The sequence below is a fragment of the Enterobacter cloacae complex sp. I3 genome (assembly GCF_014896175.1).
Taxonomy (GTDB): domain Bacteria; phylum Pseudomonadota; class Gammaproteobacteria; order Enterobacterales; family Enterobacteriaceae; genus Enterobacter; species Enterobacter bugandensis.
Genome location: NZ_JADBQZ010000009.1, coordinates 126,019 through 148,815, shown reverse-complemented (window position 1 = coordinate 148,815; position 22,797 = coordinate 126,019). Strand labels below are relative to the sequence as shown.

23 protein-coding genes are annotated in these 22,797 nt (G+C 55.4%); 9 read left to right on the top strand and 14 right to left on the bottom strand.

Annotated elements, in window-relative coordinates; genetic code table 11:
* Positions 1-112: 112 nt before the first annotated feature.
* The 5 genes from nrdR (at position 113) to thiL (ending at position 3,718) form a co-directional block, all read left to right on the top strand.
* Positions 113-562: a transcriptional regulator NrdR gene (gene nrdR / locus IM271_RS09100; RefSeq protein ID WP_008503337.1), complete on the top strand. Its 450-nt coding sequence runs from the start codon at positions 113-115 to the stop codon at positions 560-562.
* A gap of 4 nt (positions 563-566) precedes the next feature.
* Positions 567-1,670 (top strand): bifunctional diaminohydroxyphosphoribosylaminopyrimidine deaminase/5-amino-6-(5-phosphoribosylamino)uracil reductase RibD, encoded by a 1,104-nt coding sequence (gene ribD / locus IM271_RS09095; protein ID WP_049001889.1) that lies wholly within the window; start codon positions 567-569, stop codon positions 1,668-1,670.
* Between the two features lie 87 nt (positions 1,671-1,757).
* A complete protein-coding gene (gene ribE / locus IM271_RS09090; RefSeq protein ID WP_006176874.1) occupies positions 1,758-2,228 on the top strand; it encodes a 6,7-dimethyl-8-ribityllumazine synthase in 471 nt (156 codons plus the stop codon).
* Between the two features lie 21 nt (positions 2,229-2,249).
* Positions 2,250-2,669: a transcription antitermination factor NusB gene (nusB, locus tag IM271_RS09085; RefSeq protein WP_006809908.1), complete on the top strand. Its 420-nt coding sequence runs from the start codon at positions 2,250-2,252 to the stop codon at positions 2,667-2,669.
* A gap of 77 nt (positions 2,670-2,746) precedes the next feature.
* Positions 2,747-3,718, top strand: coding sequence for a thiamine-phosphate kinase (gene thiL / locus IM271_RS09080; protein ID WP_193052476.1), 972 nt, complete (start codon positions 2,747-2,749; stop codon positions 3,716-3,718).
* 49 nt (positions 3,719-3,767) lie between these two features.
* Here the strand turns inward: thiL and IM271_RS09075 are convergent, their stop codons facing one another.
* The 4 genes from IM271_RS09075 to xseB form a co-directional block, all read right to left on the bottom strand.
* A complete protein-coding gene (locus IM271_RS09075) occupies positions 3,768-4,742 on the bottom strand; it encodes an aldo/keto reductase (RefSeq protein WP_028012150.1) in 975 nt (324 codons plus the stop codon).
* A gap of 62 nt (positions 4,743-4,804) precedes the next feature.
* Positions 4,805-6,667 carry a 1-deoxy-D-xylulose-5-phosphate synthase gene (gene dxs / locus IM271_RS09070; protein ID WP_193052475.1) on the bottom strand — a complete coding sequence of 621 codons (1,863 nt, stop codon included), beginning with the start codon at positions 6,665-6,667 and terminating at the stop codon, positions 4,805-4,807.
* A gap of 24 nt (positions 6,668-6,691) precedes the next feature.
* Positions 6,692-7,591 carry a (2E,6E)-farnesyl diphosphate synthase gene (gene ispA / locus IM271_RS09065; protein ID WP_028012152.1) on the bottom strand — a complete coding sequence of 300 codons (900 nt, stop codon included), beginning with the start codon at positions 7,589-7,591 and terminating at the stop codon, positions 6,692-6,694.
* Positions 7,592-7,834, bottom strand: coding sequence for an exodeoxyribonuclease VII small subunit (gene xseB / locus IM271_RS09060; RefSeq protein ID WP_003859094.1), 243 nt, complete (start codon positions 7,832-7,834; stop codon positions 7,592-7,594).
* A gap of 178 nt (positions 7,835-8,012) precedes the next feature.
* Between xseB and thiI the strand changes: the two genes are divergently transcribed.
* On the top strand, positions 8,013-9,461 hold the full coding sequence (thiI, locus tag IM271_RS09055) for a tRNA uracil 4-sulfurtransferase ThiI (RefSeq protein WP_045259896.1): 1,449 nt from the start codon (positions 8,013-8,015) through the stop codon (positions 9,459-9,461).
* Positions 9,462-9,548: 87 nt separating this feature from the next.
* Here thiI and yajL read toward each other — a convergent pair whose 3' ends face one another.
* Complete coding sequence (gene yajL / locus IM271_RS09050) at positions 9,549-10,142, bottom strand: protein deglycase YajL (protein WP_045259897.1); 594 nt, start codon at positions 10,140-10,142, stop codon at positions 9,549-9,551.
* A complete protein-coding gene (gene panE, locus IM271_RS09045; RefSeq protein ID WP_041911083.1) occupies positions 10,105-11,016 on the bottom strand; it encodes a 2-dehydropantoate 2-reductase in 912 nt (303 codons plus the stop codon). Before panE ends, yajL begins: the two co-directional genes overlap by 38 nt.
* 121 nt (positions 11,017-11,137) lie before the next feature.
* Here panE and IM271_RS09040 point away from each other — a divergent pair, with 121 nt between their 5' ends.
* Complete coding sequence (locus IM271_RS09040) at positions 11,138-11,629, top strand: YajQ family cyclic di-GMP-binding protein (RefSeq protein WP_023293165.1); 492 nt, start codon at positions 11,138-11,140, stop codon at positions 11,627-11,629.
* 32 nt (positions 11,630-11,661) lie between these two features.
* Here the strand turns inward: IM271_RS09040 and IM271_RS09035 are convergent, their stop codons facing one another.
* From IM271_RS09035 to IM271_RS09000, 8 genes are all read right to left on the bottom strand, one after another.
* The gene (locus IM271_RS09035; protein WP_193052474.1) at positions 11,662-13,023 is read right to left on the bottom strand and encodes an MFS transporter; all 1,362 of its coding nucleotides are present in this window, start codon (positions 13,021-13,023) and stop codon (positions 11,662-11,664) included.
* A 148-nt stretch (positions 13,024-13,171) separates the two neighbouring features.
* Positions 13,172-14,059 (bottom strand): heme o synthase, encoded by an 888-nt coding sequence (gene cyoE / locus IM271_RS09030; protein ID WP_003859062.1) that lies wholly within the window; start codon positions 14,057-14,059, stop codon positions 13,172-13,174.
* Between the two features lie 11 nt (positions 14,060-14,070).
* On the bottom strand, positions 14,071-14,397 hold the full coding sequence (locus tag IM271_RS09025; RefSeq protein WP_006176899.1) for a cytochrome o ubiquinol oxidase subunit IV: 327 nt from the start codon (positions 14,395-14,397) through the stop codon (positions 14,071-14,073).
* The gene (locus IM271_RS09020) at positions 14,397-15,011 is read right to left on the bottom strand and encodes a cytochrome o ubiquinol oxidase subunit III (protein WP_003859057.1); all 615 of its coding nucleotides are present in this window, start codon (positions 15,009-15,011) and stop codon (positions 14,397-14,399) included. The genes IM271_RS09025 and IM271_RS09020 overlap by 1 nt, the downstream gene beginning before the upstream one ends.
* Entirely contained in the window at positions 15,001-16,992 is a 1,992-nt protein-coding gene (gene cyoB, locus IM271_RS09015; RefSeq protein ID WP_028012157.1) for a cytochrome o ubiquinol oxidase subunit I, read from the bottom strand. Before cyoB ends, IM271_RS09020 begins: the two co-directional genes overlap by 11 nt.
* 16 nt (positions 16,993-17,008) lie before the next feature.
* The gene (cyoA, locus tag IM271_RS09010) at positions 17,009-17,956 is read right to left on the bottom strand and encodes a cytochrome o ubiquinol oxidase subunit II (protein ID WP_048999051.1); all 948 of its coding nucleotides are present in this window, start codon (positions 17,954-17,956) and stop codon (positions 17,009-17,011) included.
* Positions 17,957-18,433: 477 nt separating this feature from the next.
* On the bottom strand, positions 18,434-19,909 hold the full coding sequence (ampG, locus tag IM271_RS09005) for a muropeptide MFS transporter AmpG (protein WP_045259899.1): 1,476 nt from the start codon (positions 19,907-19,909) through the stop codon (positions 18,434-18,436).
* A gap of 57 nt (positions 19,910-19,966) precedes the next feature.
* The gene (locus IM271_RS09000) at positions 19,967-20,533 is read right to left on the bottom strand and encodes a lipoprotein (RefSeq protein ID WP_193052473.1); all 567 of its coding nucleotides are present in this window, start codon (positions 20,531-20,533) and stop codon (positions 19,967-19,969) included.
* 306 nt (positions 20,534-20,839) lie between these two features.
* Between IM271_RS09000 and bolA the strand changes: the two genes are divergently transcribed.
* Complete coding sequence (gene bolA, locus IM271_RS08995; protein WP_003859051.1) at positions 20,840-21,157, top strand: transcriptional regulator BolA; 318 nt, start codon at positions 20,840-20,842, stop codon at positions 21,155-21,157.
* A 330-nt stretch (positions 21,158-21,487) separates the two neighbouring features.
* The gene (gene tig, locus IM271_RS08990) at positions 21,488-22,786 is read left to right on the top strand and encodes a trigger factor (protein ID WP_193052472.1); all 1,299 of its coding nucleotides are present in this window, start codon (positions 21,488-21,490) and stop codon (positions 22,784-22,786) included.
* Positions 22,787-22,797 lie beyond the last annotated feature (11 nt).

The window sequence follows — 22,797 nt, the reverse complement described above, 5'->3', positions numbered from 1 at the left end:
CCAGCAACGTACCGCCGGACATAGATCCTTTGTCTCAAAAAAGCTCCTCCTTTGTTGTCGGGCCAGATCAGGGTAAAATGAAAATCAGTTAACCAGATAACAGGGATACCGTATGCATTGCCCATTCTGCTCCGCTGTGGATACCAAAGTCATCGACTCTCGCCTTGTGGGCGAAGGGTCTTCTGTGCGCCGTCGTCGGCAGTGTCTGGTGTGCAACGAGCGTTTCACGACCTTTGAGGTTGCAGAGCTGGTAATGCCGCGCGTGGTAAAAAGTAACGACGTGCGCGAGCCGTTTAACGAAGAGAAACTGCGCAGCGGAATGCTGAAGGCCCTCGAAAAACGGCCCGTCAGCGCGGATGATGTCGAAATGGCGTTAAACCACATTAAATCTTACCTGCGTGGCCTGGGCGAGCGTGAAGTGCCGAGCAAAATGATCGGCAACCTGGTGATGGAGCAGCTGAAAAAGCTCGATAAGGTCGCCTATATCCGCTTCGCCTCTGTCTACCGCAGTTTCGAAGATATCAAAGAGTTTGGCGAAGAGATCGCCCGCTTACAGGATTAAGCCCATGCAGGATGAGAAGTACATGGCGCGAGCCATGAAGCTGGCGCAGCGCGGTCGTTTTACCACCCATCCTAACCCCAACGTCGGGTGCGTTATCGTGAAAGATGGCGAGATCGTGGGGGAAGGGTTTCACTATCGCGCAGGCGAGCCGCATGCTGAAGTGCATGCCCTGCGTATGGCGGGGGAGAAAGCGCGAGGCGCGACGGCCTACGTGACGCTTGAGCCCTGCAGCCACCACGGGCGCACGCCGCCGTGCTGTGAAGCGCTGATTGCGGCAGGGGTTTCGCGCGTGGTCGCCGCTATGCAGGATCCTAACCCGCAGGTGGCGGGCCGCGGCCTGTATCGTCTGCAACAGGAAGGGATCGACGTCAGCCACGGCCTGATGATGCAAGATGCGGAAGCCATCAACAAAGGCTTTCTGAAGCGCATGCGCACCGGCTTCCCGTTTATTCAGCTTAAGCTGGGCGCCTCGCTGGACGGCCGTACGGCAATGGCGAACGGTGAAAGCCAGTGGATCACCTCGCCGCAGGCAAGGCGCGATGTGCAACGTCTGCGCGCGCAAAGCCATGCTATCCTCACCAGCAGTGAAACCGTTCTGGCTGACGATCCGGCCATGACCGTGCGCTGGGATGAGCTGAATGCCGATACCCAGGCGCTTTATCCGCAGGAGAACCTGCGCCAGCCGCTGCGTATTATTATTGATAGCCAGAACCGCGTGACCCCGGCGCACCGCATCGTGCAGCAGCCGGGTGAAACCTGGATTGCGCGCACCAAAGAAGATACGCGCGAATGGCCGGAAGGCGTGCGCAGCATTATGGTGCCGGAGCATAACGGACATCTGGATCTCGTGGTGCTGATGATGTTGCTCGGCAAGCAGCAGGTGAACAGTATCTGGGTCGAAGCCGGTCCGACGCTCGCCGGCGCGCTGCTCCAGGCGGGGCTGGTGGATGAACTGCTCGTCTACGTTGCGCCTAAACTGTTAGGTCACGACGCGCGCGGCCTGTTTGTGCTGCCTGGCCTTGAAAAACTGGCCGATGCACCGCAACTCACATTCAGCGAGATTCGTCCGGTGGGTCCGGATGTCTGCCTCCATTTAACGACAGCGTAATTGCTCCCGAAATAGGGAAGCAGTGCGCAAAGTATTATGATAAAATCCGCCCCCCTGCGGGGCCAAATGAACCCGTAAAGGAAGAGTATGAACATTATTGAAGCTGCTGTAGCTACCCCGGACGCTCGCGTCGCCATCACCATTGCGCGTTTCAACAACTTCATCAACGATAGCCTGCTGGAAGGTGCGATTGACGCCCTGAAACGTATCGGCCAGGTTAAAGATGACAACATTACCGTTGTTTGGGTTCCAGGCGCTTATGAACTGCCACTGGCGGCGGGCGCGCTGGCGAAAACCGGTAAATACGACGCGGTGATTGCGCTGGGTACCGTTATTCGTGGCGGCACTGCGCACTTCGAATACGTTGCGGGCGGTGCAAGCAACGGTCTGGCACACGTTGCGCAGGATGCTGAAATTCCTGTCGCGTTCGGCGTGCTGACCACCGAAAGTATTGAACAAGCCATCGAACGTGCTGGCACCAAAGCCGGTAACAAAGGTGCAGAAGCTGCACTGACCGCGCTTGAAATGATCAATGTATTGAAAGCCATTAAGGCCTGATTTTTTTGTAAGGGGAATTCCGTGAAACCTGCTGCTCGTCGCCGCGCCCGTGAATGTGCCGTCCAGGCACTTTACTCCTGGCAGTTGTCCCAGAACGACATCGCTGATGTTGAATACCAGTTCCTGTCAGAACAGGACGTGAAAGACGTTGACGTTCTGTACTTCCGTGAACTGCTGTCGGGAGTGGCGACTAATAGCGCGTATCTCGATGGCCTGATGAAGCCATACCTGTCCCGTCTGCTCGAAGAGCTGGGCCAGGTGGAAAAAGCAGTGTTGCGTATCGCGCTGTTTGAGCTGTCTAAACGTGATGATGTGCCGTACAAAGTGGCCATCAACGAAGCGATCGAACTGGCGAAAACCTTCGGCGCTGAAGACAGCCACAAGTTCGTTAACGGCGTACTTGATAAAGCCGCACCTGCGATCCGTCCCCACAAAAAGTGATCCGCAAACCGGAGTTCTGCATTGCCTGACGGGCAGTGCGGCTCCGGTTTTTTCTTTTATTTGCTGAGGCATAACGTATGGCATGCGGCGAATTCTCCCTGATTGCCCGTTATTTCGACCGTGTCAGAACCTCTCGTCTTGATGTTGAAACCGGCATTGGCGATGACTGTGCACTTCTCAATATTCCTGAAAAGCAGACGCTGGCAATCAGCACCGACACCTTAGTGTGCGGACGTCATTTCTTACGTGATATCGATCCTGCCGATCTGGCGTATAAAGCGCTGGCGGGCAACGTCAGCGATCTGGCGGCAATGGGCGCCGACCCGGCCTGGCTGACGCTGGCCCTGACGCTGCCGGAGGTGGATGAAGCCTGGCTTGAAGCGTTCAGCGATGCGCTGTTTGAACAGCTGAACTACTACGATATGCAGCTGATTGGCGGCGATACGACTGCCGGGCCGCTGTCGATGACGCTGGCGATCCACGGCTATGTGCCGCTCGGTCGCGCGCTGAAGCGCTCGGGCGCTAAACCGGGCGACTGGATCTACGTGACCGGGACGCCGGGAGACAGCGCGGCAGGGCTGGCGATCCTTCAGGATCGCTTAAACGTGAAGGACGCTGACGATGCGGCGTATCTGGTGAAGCGCCACCTGCGCCCGACACCACGTATTCTGCACGGTCAGGCGCTGCGCGAGCGGGCCAGTTCGGCTATCGATCTCTCTGACGGTCTCATCTCGGACCTCGGCCATATCCTGAAGGCCAGCGGGGTGGGCGCGCGCGTTGACCTGGATCTGTTCCCGCTTTCGGAGCAACTGCTTCGCCATGTGGAGCCTGAGCAGGCGCTGCGCTGGGCGCTCTCCGGTGGGGAAGACTACGAGCTGTGCTTCACGGTGCCAGAGCTGAACCGTGGAACGCTGGATGTGGCATTGGCCCATCTTGGCGCAAAGTTTACCTGCATCGGTCAGATCATGCCGGAGAGTGAAGGGCTGAAGTTTGTGAAAGACGGTGCGCCCGTTACGCTGGACTGGAAAGGGTACGATCACTTCGGGTAAGTTTGTGCGCTCAGTATTGCCGGGTAAGCGTACGCCACCCGGCAAGTGTTTACTTAAACCCCACCACCGGATGCTGCTGATACGGCGTCTCCAGCTCGGCAACCTGCTCCGGCGTCAGCGATAAATCCACCGCGCTTAACAACTCGTCCAGCTGTTCTTCCCGCGATGTACCAATAATCGGTGCGGCGACACCCCGCTTGCCCAGCAGCCACGCCAGCGCCACCTGCGCGCGCGTTGCGCCGATATCGTCGGCGATCCCGGCTAAACGTTCGGCAATCAGCGCATCGCTGGCTTCGGTACCGGAATAAAGATTTTTACCCACTTCATCCGATACCAGCCGCGCCGTGGTTTCTCCCCACGGACGGGTTAAGCGTCCGCGCGCCAGCGGGCTCCACGGGATCACCGCCACGCCTTCCTGGTAGCAGAGCGGCAGCATCTCGCGTTCTTCTTCCCGGTAAATCAGGTTGTAGTGATCCTGCATGGTGACAAAGCGTGCCCAGCCGTGCTGCGCCTGGAGATCGAGCGCCTGAGCAAACTGAGATGCGTGCATTGACGACGCGCCGATATAGCGCGCTTTACCTGCTTTCACGACATCGTTCAGCGCTTCAAGGGTTTCTTCAATTGGCGTGTTGTAATCCCAGCGGTGAATTTGCAGCAGGTCGACGTAATCCATGTTCAGGCGTCTGAGACTGTCATCAATGGAGCGCAGGATCTGCGCGCGAGAGAGGCCTTCAGCCAGATCGCCTGACGGGTAATACACCTTGGTGGCGACCACAATCTCATCCCGACGAGCAAAATCACGCAGAGCGCGGCCCACAATCTCTTCGCTGCTGCCGTCAGAGTAGCTGTTGGCGGTATCGAAGAAGTTGATGCCGCCGTCTATGGCGCGCTTGATGATAGGGCGGCTGCTCTCTTCCGGCAGCGTCCAGGCGTGATTTCCCCGGTCAGGCTCGCCAAAGGTCATGCAGCCCAGGCAAAGCCGGGACACCCTGAGGTCCGTTTTTCCTAATGTCGTGTATTGCATGGTTCCGCTCCTGCTGTTTAAACAATACGTTTAAGCATAGCAGGAGCGGAAAAGGGGAGGGATCAGGCCAGCCAGCTGCGGATTCTGGCTTCGATACCGGCGGCGTCCAGGCCGATGTCGGAACGCGCCTCGTCCTGAGTGCCTTGCGGGATGAAGTGGTCCGGCAGGCCGAGGTTCAGCACCGGAACCAATTTACGGTTCGCCATCAGTACCTCGTTAACGCCGCTGCCCGCACCGCCCATGATGGCGTTCTCTTCCAGCGTGACCAGCACGTCGTGGCTTTCCGCCATGCTCAGAATCAGAGACTCATCGAGCGGCTTCACAAAGCGCATATCCACCAGCGTCGCGTTCAGGGCTTCAGCGACTTTTGCCGCTTCCGGCATCAGCGTACCAAAGTTCAGGATCGCCACTTTTTCGCCGCGACGTTTCACCAGACCTTTACCGATGTCCAGTTTTTCCAGCGGCTGAAGTTCAACGCCAAGGGCATTGCCGCGCGGATAACGTACCGCGCAGGGGCCGTCCTGATAGTGGTAGCCGGTATACAGCATCTGACGACACTCGTTTTCGTCGCTTGGCGTCATGATGACCATGTCCGGGATGCAGCGCAGGAAGGAGAGATCAAACGCCCCCTGGTGCGTCTGGCCGTCAGCCCCCACGATGCCCGCGCGATCGATAGCAAACAGCACCGGCAGCTTCTGGATGGCAACGTCATGGATCACCTGGTCGTAGGCGCGCTGCAGGAAGGTGGAATAAATCGCCACCACCGGCTTGTAGCCGCCAATCGCCAGGCCTGCCGCAAAGGTGACCGCGTGCTGCTCGGCAATGGCGACGTCGAAATACTGGTCCGGGTATTTTTTGGAGAACTCGACCATGCCGGAGCCTTCACGCATGGCAGGCGTAACCGCCATCAGCTTGTGATCTTTTGCCGCCGTCTCGCACAGCCAGTCGCCAAAGATTTTTGAGTAGCTCGGCATTCCGCCGCTGCTTTTCGGCAGGCAGCCGCTGGTATGGTCGAACTTTGGCACCGCGTGGAAGGTGATCGGATCTTTCTCTGCCGGTTCGTAGCCACGCCCTTTTTTGGTCATGATGTGCAGGAACTGCGGGCCTTTCAGGTCGCGCATGTTTTTAAGCGTGGTCACCAGACCCAGCACATCGTGCCCGTCCACCGGGCCGATATAGTTAAAGCCCAGCTCTTCGAACAGCGTGCCCGGCACGACCATGCCTTTGATGTGTTCTTCGGTACGCTTGAGCAGCTCTTTGATCGGCGGCACGCCGGAGAAAACTTTTTTCCCGCCTTCCCGCAGCGACGAGTAAAGCTTGCCGGAAAGCAGCTGCGCCAGATGGTTGTTCAGCGCGCCGACGTTCTCGGAGATCGACATTTCGTTATCGTTGAGGATAACCAGCATGTCCGGCTTGATATCGCCCGCGTGGTTCATGGCTTCAAAAGCCATCCCGGCGGTGATCGCACCGTCGCCAATCACGCAGACGGTGCGGCGCTGCTTGTTCTCTTTCTCGGCGGCAACGGCAATACCGATGCCCGCAGAAATGGAGGTAGAGGAGTGGCCGACGCTCAGCACGTCATACTCGCTCTCACCGCGCCACGGGAACGGGTGCAGGCCGCCCTTCTGACGAATGGTGCCAATTTTATCGCGACGTCCGGTCAGAATTTTGTGCGGATAAGCCTGGTGGCCCACGTCCCAGATAAGCTGATCGAACGGCGTGTTATAGACGTAATGCAACGCCACGGTCAGCTCAACCGTGCCAAGCCCGGAGGCGAAGTGGCCGCTGGAGCGGCTAACGCTGTCGAGCAGGTAGCGACGCAGCTCGTCACACAGCTTCGGCAGACTCTCTTTCGGCAACAGACGTAACTCCTGGGTGGAGTCAACTAACGCCAGTGTCGGGTATTTGGCAATATCAAAACTCATCAAAGGCTCATCGAGATATATAGTTTATTTATCACGCTGGATTATATAGTCCGCTAGCGCTTCCAGTGCCGAGGTATCCAGCGATTGCGCGGCCAGCTCATTCAGCGACTGGCGGGCATCGTCAATCAGATCCCGGGCTTTACGTTGGGCTTGCTCAAGACCCAGCAGGGCGGGATAGGTACTTTTGCCAAGCTGCTGGTCCGCACCCTGACGTTTACCCAATGTTGCAGTATCGCCCACCACATCCAGAATGTCATCCTGAACCTGGAATGCCAGACCGATACTTTCTGCGTATCTGTCCAGAATCGGCAGGGCTTTGCGCCCTTGCTCACCCGCGCTCAGCGCGCCCAGGCGAACGGCGGAACGAATAAGCGCGCCCGTCTTATGGCGATGAATACGCTCCAGCTGTTCCAGATTAACCTGACGTCCTTCCGCTTCAAGATCCAGCGCCTGACCGCCGCACATGCCGGCCACGCCGCTGGCCATTGCCAGTTCGGAGATCATCGCCAGGCGGTCGCGGTCGGCCACTTCCGCCATCGGCGCATCACTGAGAATCGAGAACGCCAGCGTCTGCAAGGCATCGCCCGCCAGAATGGCATTCGCCTCGCCAAACTTAATGTGGCAGGTTGGCTGACCCCGGCGCAGATCGTCGTCGTCCATCGCCGGGAGATCGTCGTGGATCAGCGAGTAGGCATGGATGCACTCCACGGCGGCTGCCGGGGCGTCCAGCGTATTATCGCTGATGCCAAACATGTTGCCCGTGGCATACACCAGGAACGGACGCAGCCGTTTTCCCCCTAAGAGTGCGCCATAGTGCATGGCTTCAACCAGTGGAGTGTTCTGAAAAGGCTGCGGCTCAATAAAACGGCGCAGGGCGTCGTTGGCGCGAACGACGCGCGCCTGAAGCGCGTTGGTAAAATCCATTTACTCGGCGTCCGGTGTGAATGGCGTGGTTTTAGCGTCTTCGCTGTCGGAAAGCAGGATCTGCACACGCTGCTCGGCCTGCTGGAGTTTTACCTGCCCCTGGCGCGCAAGCTGCACACCGCGCTCAAATTCGTTGAGGGCGTCTTCCAGCGGTAAATCGCCGCTCTCGAGGCGGGTAACAATCTGCTCAAGCTCACTCAGCGCAGTTTCAAAACTGGCCGGTGCGTCGTTCTTCTTCGGCATAGTGAATTAACTCTTATATTCTTCGCCCCAACATGGTAACGGACTCGGGGCAATTATCAAATAACGCGAGTGGCGCGATGGTGGTATACTTGCGCGCCTGGATGCAGCCACGGGTGTGGGCTGCTGTATCATTTTCCACTACAAGCCTTTATAAGCTTGCCTAAGAAACATTGCCGCCATGAAGTTTATCATTAAATTGTTCCCTGAAATCACCATCAAAAGCCAATCTGTGCGTTTGCGCTTTATTAAAATTCTCACCGGGAACATTCGTAACGTATTAAAACACTACGACGAAACGCTCGCCGTGGTGCGTCACTGGGACCACGTTGAAGTCCGCGCGAAAGACGAAAGCAAACGCCTTGATATTCGCGACGCGCTGACCCGTATTCCAGGTATTCACCATATTCTGGAAGTGGAAGACGTTCCGTTCAGCGATATGCACGATATCTTCGAAAAGGCGCTGGTACAGTACCGCGACCAGATCGAAGGCAAAACCTTCTGCGTGCGCGTGAAGCGTCGCGGTAAGCACGAGTTCAGCTCGATTGAAGTCGAGCGCTACGTTGGCGGCGGTCTGAACCAGCACGTTGAGACGGCGCGCGTGCGCCTGACTAACCCGGACGTCACCGTTAACCTTGAGATCGAGAACGATCGTCTGCTGCTGGTTAAGGGCCGTTATGAAGGTATTGGCGGTTTCCCGATCGGCACGCAGGAAGATGTGCTGTCGCTGATCTCGGGCGGCTTCGACTCCGGCGTCTCCAGCTACATGCTGATGCGTCGCGGCTGCCGCGTGCACTACTGCTTCTTCAACCTGGGCGGCGCGGCGCATGAAATTGGCGTTCGTCAGGTGGCGCATTACCTGTGGAACCGCTTCGGCAGTTCTCACCGCGTGCGTTTTGTGGCGATCAACTTTGAGCCGGTAGTGGGCGAAATCCTTGAAAAAGTGGATGACGGACAGATGGGCGTGATCCTCAAACGTATGATGGTGCGCGCGGCGTCCAAAGTCGCCGAGCGCTATGGCGTGCAGGCGCTGGTCACCGGCGAAGCGCTGGGCCAGGTCTCCAGCCAGACACTGACCAACCTGCGTCTGATCGACAACGTATCAGATACGCTGATCCTGCGCCCGCTGATCTCCCACGATAAAGAGCACATCATCGACCTGGCGCGCGAAATCGGCACCGAAGACTTTGCCCGCACCATGCCGGAATACTGCGGCGTGATCTCAAAAAGCCCGACCGTCAAGGCAGTGAAGGCGAAGATCGAAGCGGAAGAAGAGAACTTCGATTTCAGCATCCTGGAAAGAGTGGTGGCAGAAGCGTCCAACATCGACATCCGCGAGATTGCCCAGCAGACCGAGCAGGAAGTGGTTGAAGTGGAAACCGTGAGCGGTTTCGGTGCGAACGATGCGATTCTGGATATCCGCTCCATTGACGAGCAAGATGACAAGCCGCTTAAGGTGGAAGGCGTAGAGGTGGTTTCTCTGCCGTTCTACAAGCTGAGCACTAAGTTTGGCGACCTCGATCAGAGCAAAACGTATCTGCTGTGGTGTGAGCGCGGGGTGATGAGCCGCCTGCAGGCGCTGTACCTGCGCGAGCAGGGATTCGCGAACGTGAAGGTGTATCGTCCGTAGCGTGCGGCCTGGCGCCCTCACATTAAAAACGGCAACCAAAGGTTGCCGTTTTGCTTTTACCTCGCGCCACCCGGTTTTTTTTATGCACTACTCTTCATAGTAATTATAAATCCCCGCCGGCATCACCAGCGACGACGCCACTTCGTAGGCCTTCTCCCGCCCGACCAGCAGATCAATAATCTTTAAGCCAAAATCAATCGCGGTGCCGGGTCCCTGGCTGGTCAGCAGGTTGACGCGCGGATCCCAGACGACGCGTTTATCCACCCAATGCTCCTCCGGGATCGTATCCTTAAGCCCCGGGAAGCCGGTCATATTGCCGATGGGGAAGATGTCGTGCGGAATCAGAACCGTTCCAGCGGCGGCACAGATTGCCGCGACGATGCGGCCGGACAGATGAAACTGACGCACGGTTTCAACCAGCAGCGGGCTGTCGCGGAAACATTCCGCGCCTTTTAAGCCGCCGGGCAGGACGATGATGTCGTAATCGCCGTCAGCAACCTGGACAAGCGGTGCGTCTGCCAGGATTTTCACCCCTCGTGAACAGGTGATTGCCAGATTGCCGTCGCTGGCTACGCTGGCGGTTGTTACCTTAATGCCGCCACGTACCAGTAAATCAATAGTAGTGACCGCTTCCATCTCTTCGCTACCAGGAGCGAGGCAAATCAGTGCCGACGCGCTCATATTCACTCTCCTTACGTTTAACCAGGTCATACAGACGGGCGTTTTCCGGTACGGCGATGCCGTGCGAGCGGGCGCGCTTTAGCAGATAACCGGTAATGTAATCTATCTCCGTATGGCGTAATGCCCGAACGTCCTGCAGCATCGAGGAGATATTCTCAGCCGTACTCTCAATAACCTGCTCGACATAACAGCGTAAATCCTCTGCTGAGGTGTGCAGGCCTTCTCGCTCAATGACCGACGCGACTTCTGCACACAGGGACGCCACCTCCTGCGGATGGTTTTTCAGCTCCCCGTTCGGGCAGTTCCACAGCGCCGTCAGCGGATTGATCACGCAGTTTACGGCCAGCTTGCGCCACAGCTGAGGGCGGATGTTGTTGTGCCAGGCGACGTCCGGCAAGACCTTTTGCAGAACATCGGCCAGATAGCTGTAGTCACCATCCTGTGTTCTGGCCGGGCCGATGTGCGTCACGCCGCTGGCGACATGCACGATAATAGTCCCGTCGCGACGCGCAGCGTGGGTGGTGGTCGCCATTAGCAGAGGCTGCGGGACGCTTTTCAGCTCATCAAGGGTTCCCATACCGTTATGCAGCAGCAGAATGGGGGACGTGGGGGGGAGCTGCGCGGCCAGAGTCTTAACCGCATCTGAGACCTGCCACGCCTTGAGCGTCACCAGCAACAGGTCGCTTTGCGCCAGGAAATCAGGATCGTTCGCGGTGAGGGATTCGTTAAAAATGCTTCCGTCTTCACCAATCAGGTTGACACTGCAATAGGGCTGGGGCACGCGCAGCCAGCCCTGAACCTCATGTCCGTGCTTGCACAGCGCGGTCAGCCACAGCTGGCCGAGCGCTCCGCATCCGAGCACCGTAATTTTCATTGTTCCTCCTCACCTGCAACTGCGCCAGGTGTTACAGCTTAATTATACAGCTAAGCTTCTGTTGAGTTATGCCTCGTAGCGGGTATTATGCAACGCAACAAAAGTGAAGGGAGAAGAAAAGATGCCATCTTTCGATATTGTTTCCGAAGTTGATATCCAGGAAGTTCGCAACGGCGTTGAGAACGCAACCCGCGAAGTTGAGTCACGTTTCGATTTTCGCGGCGTTGAGGCGTCGTTTGAGCTGAACGACGCAAATAAGACCATTAAGGTGCTGAGCGAGTCTGATTTCCAGGTGAATCAGCTGCTCGACATTCTGCGCGCCAAGCTGTTAAAACGTGGCATCGAAGGAACGTCTCTGGACGTGCCGGACGAGTTTGTCCACAGCGGTAAGAACTGGTTTGTAGAAGCCAAACTGAAGCAGGGCATCGAGAGCGCGGTGCAGAAGAAGATTGTTAAGCTGATTAAAGACAGCAAGCTGAAGGTGCAGGCGCAGATCCAGGGCGAAGAGATTCGCGTCACCGGAAAATCCCGCGACGACCTGCAGTCCGTGATGGCGCTGGTGCGCGGCGGGGATTTGGGTCAACCTTTCCAGTTTAAAAACTTCCGCGATTAAGACAAAAAAGCCCGGTTCAACCGGGCTTTTTTTCAGTCCTTCAGCGCCTGCTCCACCTCAAAGCGGTTGGTCACTTTGCTGTCAATTTTGACATAAGCGCTGCGCTCTTCGGGAACAATCAGCACCTCTGTGACCCCTTCTTTTCCTTCCAGACGCTGCTTCAGCGCGTCGCTAATCTCCACGTCATCCGGGATTTCTACCCGCAGGCTGCTCACGTAGCGTGGCTCTTTCATGGTGCTGGCGACCAGCAGCCAGACTGTTGCCAGCAGCGCGCCCGCGAGAAACACGGTTTGTGAATCAAACAGGCCGTCGACCCAGCCGCCAAGCGAGCCGCCGATCGCCACGCCGAGGAACTGGCTGGTGGAGTAAATGCCCATTGCCGTGCCTTTGTAACCGGCGGGGGACTCTTTGCTGATCAGCGACGGCAGCAGCGCTTCCATCAGATTAAACGCCAGGAAGAAGAGCTGCACGCCTGCGATCAGCTCCCAGAAGTGCGGGCCGGCACCCCACAGCACGATCTCGGCAATCAGCAGTAACGCCACGCAGCCCACGAAGACGCGCTTCATTTTGCGCTTCACTTCGGCGTAGATGATGAACGGCACGACAGAGACAAACGAAATCAGCATCGTGACCAGATAAATTTTCCAGTGCTCGGCCGCCGGGAAACCTGCTGCGGCAAGCTGGCCGGGCAGGGCGACGAAGGTGGACATCAGCAGAATATGCAGGCACATAATGCCGAAGTTAAGCTTTAGCAGACGCGGCTCGGCGATGACTTTGCTAAAGCAGCCTTTAACCATCCCGGATTCACGGTTAAGGACGTGATTTTTACTGTCTGGCACAACCCACAGGGTGAGTGCGATCCCGATAGTCGCCAGCACCGCAATCATCCAGAACAGGGCGTGCAGACCCAGTTTGTGCGTAATGATGGGACCGAGCACCATCGCAATCGCAAACGTTATGCCAAAGCTCACGCCGATGAACGCCATCGCTTTGGTGCGGTTTTGCTCACGGGTTAAATCTGACAGCAGCGCCATCACCGCGGCGGCAATCGCACCGGAGCCCTGCAGGGCGCGGCCCAAAATAATGCCCCAGATGGAGTGGGAGAGGGCGGCAATAACGCTCCCGAGCACAAAGACCAGCAGCCCGCCGACAATCAGCGGCTTGCGGCCCACCCGATCAGAGAGCAGGCCAAAGGGGATCTGGAACACCGCCTGCGCCAGACCGTAAATGCCAATAGCAAGGCCAATCAGCGCTTCGCTGGCACCCTGTAACGCCATGCCGTACGTGGTCAGAACGGGCAGGACCATAAACATGCCAAGCATCCGCAGCGAGAAAACAGTCCCTAAACCCCAGGTCGCACGCAGCTCGCCCGGCGTCATTTTATAATCGTTCATTACCACCTCAATTTAAAAGCAGGCCATAGTGTAGTGCGGGGAAGGGGCGGGGTAAATAAAGGCTTATTTAACAAATATTACATGCGTAATTAATAGATTTCGTGAATAAAAAAGGGTGCCGAAGCACCCTTTTCATCATCACATAAACTTACCAGACGTAAGTCAGCAGGTTTTGCGAGTCCGGCACCATGAAGTCTACGGACATCATCACGGACAGGGAGGTGATGGCGACAATCGAGAACACAAACAGCTTGCGTGCCCAGACTTTGTCATCTTCCACCTTGTAGCCGCGCAGGGCCATGCCGAGCCACCAGACGCTCACCGCGGCCGCTACCACCAGATATTTATATCCGGCGTAACCGCCCAGAGAAAGCATCAGCGTTGCCACGGCAAAAGCGATGATGTAGAGCGTGATGTGGTTCTTGGCAACTGAAATGCCCTTCACGACCGGCAGAACCGGAATGTTCGCCGCCTGATAATCCTTGAAGCGGAAAATCGCGATGGCATAGGAGTGCGGCATCTGCCACAGGCTAAAGATAGCCAGCAGGATGAGCGCACCGCTGTCGAACTCGTTCGTGACGGCGCAGTAGCCAATCACCGGCGGCGCAGCGCCGGAGAGAGAACCAATCAGCGTGCCGTAGACGGAGTGACGCTTCATATACAGGCTGTAGACGCCTACATACACCACGAACCCCATCACCCCCAGCCAGCAGGCCAGCGGGTTAGCACCAAACCACAGCAGCATAAAGCCAGCAATACCCAGCAAGGTGGCGTACACCAGCGAGACGGAAGGGGCAATCAGGCCTTTAACCAGCACCCGATTCTTGGTCCTTTCCATCTTCTTGTCGATATCCATGTCGATGTAGTTGTTAAATACACAACCGGACGCAACCACCAGTGACACACCGACCAGCGTGTAAATAAAGAGGGTGTAATCAATGCTGCCTTTAGAGGCCAGCAGGAACCCTCCGATTACGGAGATCAGGTTGCCAAAGATGATGCCTGGTTTCGTGACTTGCAGGTATTGCTTAAACATACTCGCCGCTCTTAGTGAACCATCATGTTGTAGTTGAGGTTCCACATAATCCAGATGGAACCGACTACCAGGATAGCGATGATAATCACGGTAAAGATAAAGGCAGTCATATTCCAGCCTTCATCGGACTTGGTGTTCATGTGCAGGAAGCAAACCAGATGCACCAGAATCTGAATCACCGCGGTCACCAGGATTGCTCCCAGGATAACCGGCTTGGACGCAGAACCGCTCATCACCATCCAGAACGGGATCACCGTCAGGATGATCGACAGGATGAAACCTGTCATGTAGGTTTTTACGCTGCCGTGGGAAGCGCCATGATCGTTAGAATGACTCATTACATCGCCCCCATCAGATAGACAACAGAGAACACGCAGATCCATACCACGTCCAGGAAGTGCCAGAACAGGCTCAGGCACATGATACGGGTACGGTTAGTGCTGGTCAGGCCGCGGCGGGAGATCTGGAACATCAGTACTGCCATCCAGATCAGACCCGAGGTCACGTGCAGACCGTGGGTACCCACCAGCGCGAAGAACGCGGACAGGAAGCCACTGCGATCCGGACCGAAGCCTTCCATAATCAGGTGGTGGAATTCATAGATTTCCATCCCGATAAAGCCAGCACCAAACAGCCAGGTCAACGCCAGCCAGGAGACAACCTGGCTCTTGTTGTTTTTGTACATGGCGATAGCCGCCATGCCGTAGGTGATGGAGCTGAATAACAGCAGTGCGGTTTCAACCAGAACGAACGGCAGTTCAAAAATGTCCTTGCCGGTCGGGCCGCCCGCTGTGCCGTTCACCAGAACGGCATAGGTCGCGAACAGACAGCAGAACAGAATGCAGTCGCTCATCAGGTAGATCCAGAAACCGAAGACTTTGGTCGGTCCTGTATCATGGTGCGCATGTTCATGCGCGTGGGCAGTTGAGTGCGCCAGAGTATCAGTTGCCATTTTTCAGCCCCGCTTTAGAAATCTCGTCGAAATGCTGATTTTCCAGCTTTTCAACTTCACGGACTGGTACGTAGTAGTCCACGTCCTCGTCAAAGCTCTTCACAATCCAGCTGATTACGATGCCAGCGAAGCCAACAATCGCCATCCACCAGATGTGCCAGATCATTGCGAAACCAAATACCGTTGCGAAAGCGGCAATCACGATGCCCGCAGCGCTGTTTTTCGGCATATGGATCTCTTCGTAATGCTCAGGTTGCTTGTACGCTTCACCTTTTTCTTTCATTTCCCAGAATGCGTCACGCTCGTGAATGTGCGGCACTACGGCAAAGTTATAGAACGGTGGTGGAGAAGAGGTTGCCCACTCCAGCGTACGGCCACCCCATGGGTCACCGGTCAGGTCGCGGTTCAGGTTACGGTCGCGGATGGACACGTAGTACTGAATCAGCTGGCACAGAATACCGCAGGCAATCAGCGCTGCACCGCCCGCTGCAACCATCAGCATTGGGTGGAACTGCGGATCGATCTGCTGGCTCAGACGACGGGTCATACCCATGAAGCCCAGCACGTACAGCGGCATAAACGCCACGAAGAAGCCAATGATCCAGAACCAGAACGCGCGTTTACCCCAGGTTTCGTTCAGCGTGAAGCCAAACGCCTTAGGCCACCAGTAAGTCACACCTGCGAAGCAGCCGAAGACCACACCGCCGATGATAACGTTATGGAAGTGCGCAATCAGGAACAGGCTGTTGTGCAGAACGAAGTCAGCACCTGGCACCGCCAGCAGTACGCCGGTCATCCCACCTACGGAGAAGGTCACGATGAAGCCGATGGTCCACAGCATTGCTGAGTGGAACACGATACGGCCCTGGTACATGGTGAACAGCCAGTTGAAGATCTTCACCCCGGTAGGGATGGCGATAATCATGGTGGTGATACCGAAGAAGGCGTTTACGTTCGCGCCCGCACCCATGGTAAAGAAGTGGTGCAGCCAAACGATGAACGACAGAACGGTAATACACACGGTTGCCCACACCAGAGAGGTGTAACCAAACAGACGCTTACGCGAGAAGGTTGCCGCGATTTCGGAGAACACACCGAAAACAGGCAGAACCAGAATGTACACTTCCGGGTGACCCCAGGCCCAAATCAGGTTGATGTACATCATCATGTTGCCACCCATATCATTCGTGAAGAAATGGGTGCCCAGGTAGCGGTCCAGGGTCAGCAGCGCGATGGTGACGGTCAGAATTGGGAACGACGCGATAATCAGTACGTTGGCGCACAGAGATGCCCAGGTAAATACTGGCATCTTGAACATCGTCATACCTGGTGCACGCATCTTCAGGATGGTCACGAAGAAGTTGATACCGGTCAGGGTGGTACCGACACCGGAGAGCTGAAGCGCCCAAATCCAGTAGTCAACGCCTACACCCGGACTGTACTCAATTCCCGAAAGCGGTGGGTAAGCCAGCCAGCCGGTCTGTGCAAATTCGCCCACGCCCAGTGACAGGTTAACCAGGATAACGCCGACAACCGTGAACCAGAAGCTCAGGTTGTTCAGGAACGGGAACGCTACGTCGCGCGCGCCAATTTGCAGCGGAACGACAACGTTCATCAGACCGATTACCAGCGGCATCGCCACGAAGAAGATCATGATAACGCCGTGGGCGGTAAAGATCTGATCGTAGTGGTGCGGTGGCAGGAAGCCGGCTTCGCCCGCAGACGCGAGTGCCTGCTGGCTACGCATCATGATTGCATCCGCAAAGCCACGAATTAACATGACTATACCGACGATGCAGTACATGATACCGAGTTTTTTGTGGTCAACCGAAGTCAGCCACTCATTCCACAGGTAGCTCCACTTACCGAAGTAAGTGATCAGGCCAACTAAGGCCGCGCCACCAATGATAATTGCAGCCACCGTAACCATGATAATCGGTTCATGGTAGGGCACTGCATCCAGTGTCAATTTTCCGAACATTTTCTTCCTCGGCCCCTTAGTGAGCGGTTTCCGCGTGGCTCATGTCCATGCCTTCCATACCTTCGTGCGCGCTGTGCTCGCCTTCTGGCTGGGTCATGTCCATGCTCTTGCCGTGATCCATAAATTTGCCAATAACGTCTTTGAACAAATCTGGTTTCACGTTAGAGAAGTACTCCACCTTGTTGTATTCGCTAGGTGCAGCCACTTTTTCGAACGCCGCCATGTCAGACATGGTGTTTGGAGACTGCTTCGCTTTTTCAACCCACTGGTCGAAAGCGGCACGGTCCGGCGTCGCAATAGCTTTGAACTTCATACCTGAGAAGCCCGGGCCGCTATAGCTGGCGGAGATACCATCGTAGGTGCCTGCTTCATTCGCGATCAGATGCAGGTTCGTCTGCATACCGGCCATCGCGTAAATCTGGCTACCCAGACGCGGGATGAAGAAGGAGTTCATTACGGAGTTGGAGGTCACTTTGAACTGAACCGGAGTGTTCGCCGGGAAGGCGATTTCATTCACGGTAGCAATGCCCTGCTCTGGATAGATGAAGAACCATTTCCAGTCCATGGAGACCACTTCAATGGTAATAGGTTTTTCATCGTGAACCAGCGGCTTGCTTGGCTCAAGTGAGTGAGTGGTTTTCCAGGTCAGCACGGCAAGGAACAGGATGATCAGGATAGGTACCGTCCAGACCACAGCTTCAACTTTGTTGGAGTGTGACCAGTTCGGGCTATACTTCGCATCTTTATTGCTCGCACGATACTTCCAGGCGAAACCAACAGCCATCAAAATGGCAGGAATAACCACAATCAACATCAGGCCAAAAGCCGTCAATATCAGTGAACGTTGTTCCAGTCCAATCTGTCCTTTGGGGTCTAGTAGTGCAGAATCACAGCCACTGAGTAATACAGTACCTGCGAATAATGACAACCATCCCAAACTTTTATTGTATTTCCTGAGTCTCATTTAACGACCTCAATTCCACGGGAGTCTGGTGGCGTTTAAAGTGTGCGGGCATTTTACGGGAAGGTTACATTACTGTAAACATCATTAGGCCTGTGTCAGGAAGGTGTTACCGGGTTCTGCCGCACGTGTCACAAGTGTTGCAGATTATGTCGGTTTTTATGACCGAAGCCGCATGATATGGGCTTTATAACGAAAGGACCCCCAAGCATACCCTAAAAGGGGCAATTGGTATAACCATTGTTAAAAATATACAAAAAATTAACAATTAATTATCAATAAAAAGACATCTAAAAAACGAAAAATCAAACTTTCCAATGCTGAATCGTTTAATGAAAAATAGCGTTTTGGAATTGGCTCCAATAATTTCCAAATCCTATCCCGCACAAAACAACAAATATTTTTTTAGCGGCTGTTGGCTATTTCACCGTTATAATTTCGGTTAGTGATTACAACGGGAAATAACCTTTCACTTTTTCTTCAGGTCATCTGCGTTTTACGCAATGCCATAAAATCGAGCAGACCCCCCGTCAGGATCCCGGCGATGGCCAGCAGGGCTCCAGCATCCAGCAGAAGGGCTTCGAGGGGGAGCGCCAGAGACGTACTGGCGTTAACGATAAGTACCACAAGCCATAGCGCCAGCGCGCCGCAGCCCGCCATTAGCAGACGTAACGCAAATCGGTAGGCGCGGTGATATTCAGTACGCGGCATAAAGTGTTCGGTCCGCTGGGTATATTCCAGCGTCTGGCGACACACCAGCAATAATAAAATCCCCGGCACGGCAGCCGCGACCGAGAAGAGATAAAACGTTGGCCAGCCGTGGGCTTCTACAAACCAGCCGGCAATCGGGCCTACGTACACGCGCCCAACGGCCGAGAGCGCCGAGAGCAGCGCAAACTGCGTAGCGGAAAACGATTTATTGCAAAGGGTCATCAGCAGGGCGACAAACGCCGCCGTCCCCATGCCGCCACAGAGATTTTCAAAGAACACCGCCGCGGCCATGCTGAACATATGCTTGTCAGTCACCGACAGCAGCCAGTAGCCCGCGTTAGATGCGCCCTGCAGGATGCCGAAGATCAGCAGCGCGCGGAACAGCGTCAGGCGCTGCATCAATACGCCGCCATAAAGCGCACCGACGATGGTCGCAAACAGCCCCAGCGTTTTATTCACCACGCCCACTTCACCGGCATCAAAACCGACGCCGCGGATCAGGAAGGTGGTGGTCAGGCTCATGGCAAAGGCATCGCCCAGCTTATAAAGGACGATGAGCAGCAGGATCAGCCAGGCATTGTTGCGGCCAAAAAAGTCACGCAGCGGTTCGGCCACGGCCTGTTCCAGCGAGCGGGGAACCGGAATGACGTCGCTCGGTTCGGGTGCAAATAGCGTAGCGATAATGCAGGGGATGAGCAGGGCAGCCATCAGCCAGTACATACCCTGCCAGCCGAGATAACGGTCGGCCAGCCACAACGCCAGCCCGCCGGAGACCAGCATCCCGAGGCGATAGCCCAGCACGCTGATCGCCGCACCGGCACCGCGCTCTTCCGCAGGTAACACGTCCGTCTTCCAGGCGTCGAACACGATATCCTGAGAGGCGGAACAGAAGGCTATCATCACCGCAAGCGCGGCCATCCAGCGGAGCTGTGTGGTCGGCTCAAGAAAGCCCATCGCCGCAATCGCCAGCAGCAGCAGGACCTGTGTCATCACTAACCAGCCGCGACGACGCCCCAGAAACGGCGGCGTATAGCGATCCATCACCGGCGACCACAGGAACTTAAAGACATACGCCTGACCGACAAGCGAGAAGAAACCAATGGTTTTGAGATCGATGTTCTCAACCGTCATCCACGCCTGAAGCGTGCCGGAGGTGAGCGCGAGGGGTAAACCGGAGGCAAAGCCGAGGATCAGCAGAATTGCTGATTTCGGTTGCTGGAAAATGCGTAAGTAGTGACTGGACATGTTCTTATGAACTGACCCGGTGAAGCACCGGGCCAGTGAGCAGGATTAACGTGCGTTCTACTTGATAAAGTCGTGAATGCTGGTGTCCTGCGCCATATCGGCGATGGTGTCCGTCAGCACGCTGTTAACGGCGTTAGCAATATTCTTGTTAGAGGCCTGGAACGCGCCTTCAACAGAGTAGCTGGCGCGGTAGTTTTTGGTCATCTTGTTGCCGTTCTTCGCGGTGGCAATGATGGCGATATCCGCTTTGGTCGCAATGTTGTAGCGCACGTTGCCCTGAGAGACGTCTGCGTACAGGTTGTTGACGATAATCTGCAGATCAACCGCGCCGCTTGGGCCAATCATGTAGCCGCGAGCGGTCATTTGCTTCTCAAGCACTTCCTGCAGCAGGAAGCGCAGGTCGCGGGACGCGGTCAGCGTCACCTGCTGGTTGTCGCGGGTCACTTTTGCCAGCGCCTGGTCCTGACGCTGATCGGCACCGTTAATGCTCACGGTGACGCCCATCAGGCTTGGGTCCTGCTGAGGCAGGGTGATTTTTGGTGAGACATCAATAGTGGTAGGCGGAGTCGCACAGCCTGCCAGCATAAAAAGGGCTACCAACGGAAAGAAGAGTTTTTTAAACATTTTCAGGTTCTCAACGAATCGTAAGCATTAAAGAGAGAAAAATTGCCGCCATCATATCATCGACTACGGCCAGGGGAAGTGGTCAACGCATGTAAATTCATCGTCTTGTCTGAAAACTGACCAGCTCATCCTTTTTCTCCTCCCGCCAGAGACGACAGGTATGAGTCTCACAGTGAACTTCATGCATTTGAATGAGAAAATCAGACGAAAGCTAAATATTTGTTGTCAAGGTGTAATGGAAACGGTAAAAGCGGCTAACATTTAAAGGGATGGGTGACATCTTAGCGTTGTCGGAGGAGTAATTTCATGATGATACGTGAACAGATAGAAGAAAAATTAAGGGCAGCGTTCAACCCTGTGTTCCTCGAAGTCGTCGACGAAAGCTATCGTCATAACGTGCCGGCAGGTTCTGAAAGCCACTTTAAAGTGGTTCTGGTTAGCGATCGCTTCACGGGAGAACGTTTCCTGAACCGACATCGCCTGATCTACAGCACCTTGACGGAAGAACTCTCCACGACCGTGCATGCGCTGGCACTGCATACCTACACCATTAAGGAATGGGAAGGCTTGCAGGATACGGTTTTTGCGTCGCCGCCGTGTCGCGGTGCAGGCACCATCGCCTGATAAATCGGATTTGCAACGGCTGGAGCTTTTCCAGTATGTTGCTTACAGATTTCCTCAAAACGGCCTCCGGGCCGTTTTGTTTTGTCTGAGTTTTGAGCGGATGGTGCGATTTTAAGGCTAAAAATAGCCTTAAAGTGTGAAAAAAGCCGCAGCAACATGCTCCAACCGTTCTCGACTCACCTAAGTGATGCCGCTATAATGCCGCGTCTTATTGAATGTCTTCGGGATGATTCTGGCGACAGGGAATGTGAATCTGCACTAAGAGAGCATCCCGGTATAACAGACAGATTCAGAGTTGACCGAGCACTGTGATTTTTTTGAGGTAACAAGATGCAAGTTTCAGTTGAAACCACTCAAGGCCTTGGCCGCCGTGTAACGATTACTATCGCTGCTGACAGCATCGAAACTGCTGTGAAAAGCGAGCTGGTCAACGTAGCAAAAAAAGTACGTATTGACGGCTTCCGTAAGGGCAAAGTACCAATGAATGTTGTTGCTCAGCGTTATGGCGCTTCCGTGCGTCAGGATGTGCTGGGTGAACTGATGAGCCGCAACTTTATCGACGCGATCATCAAAGAAAAAATCAATCCAGCCGGCGCGCCAAACTACGTGCCAGGTGAATACAAACTGGGCGAAGACTTCACCTACTCCGTAGAGTTCGAAGTGTACCCGGAAGTTGAGCTGAAAGGCCTGGAATCTATCGAAGTTGAAAAACCGATCGTTTCCGTGACTGACGAAGACGTTGACGGCATGCTGGACACCCTGCGTAAGCAGCAGGCGAACTGGAAAGAGAAAGAAGGCGCTGTTGACGCGGAAGACCGCGTAACCATCGACTTCACCGGTTCTGTAGACGGCGAAGAGTTCGAAGGCGGCAAAGCGTCTGATTTCGTACTGGCAATGGGCCAGGGTCGTATGATCCCAGGCTTCGAAGACGGCATCAAAGGCCACAAAGCGGGCGAAGAGTTCACCATCGACGTGACCTTCCCTGAAGAGTACCACGCTGAAAACCTGAAAGGTAAAGCAGCGAAGTTCGTCATCAACCTGAAGAAAGTTGAAGAGCGCGAACTGCCAGAACTGACTGAAGAGTTCATCAAGCGTTTCGGCGTGGAAGATGGTTCTGTTGCAGGCCTGCGTACCGAAGTGCGTAAGAACATGGAGCGCGAGCTGAACTGTGCTGTGCGTAACCGCGTGAAATCTCAGGCGATTGAAGGTCTGGTAAAAGCGAACGAAATCGACGTTCCTGCTGCCCTGATCGACAGCGAAATCGACGTGCTGCGCCGTCAGGCTGCACAGCGCTTCGGTGGCAACCAGCAGCAAGCGATGGAACTGCCGCGCGAGCTGTTCGAAGAGCAAGCGAAACGCCGCGTTGTTGTTGGCCTGCTGCTGGGCGAAGTGATTCGTACCCACGAGCTGAAAGCTGACGAAGAGCGTGTGAAGGGCCTGATCGAAGAGATGGCGTCTGCATACGAAGATCCATCAGAAGTGATCGAGTTCTACGGTAAGAACAAAGAGCTGATGGACAACATGCGCAACGTCGCACTGGAAGAGCAGGCTGTTGAAGCGGTACTGGCGAAAGCGAAAGTGACCGAAAAAGCGACCTCTTTCAACGAACTGATGAACCAGCAGGCGTAATTTCGCTCTAA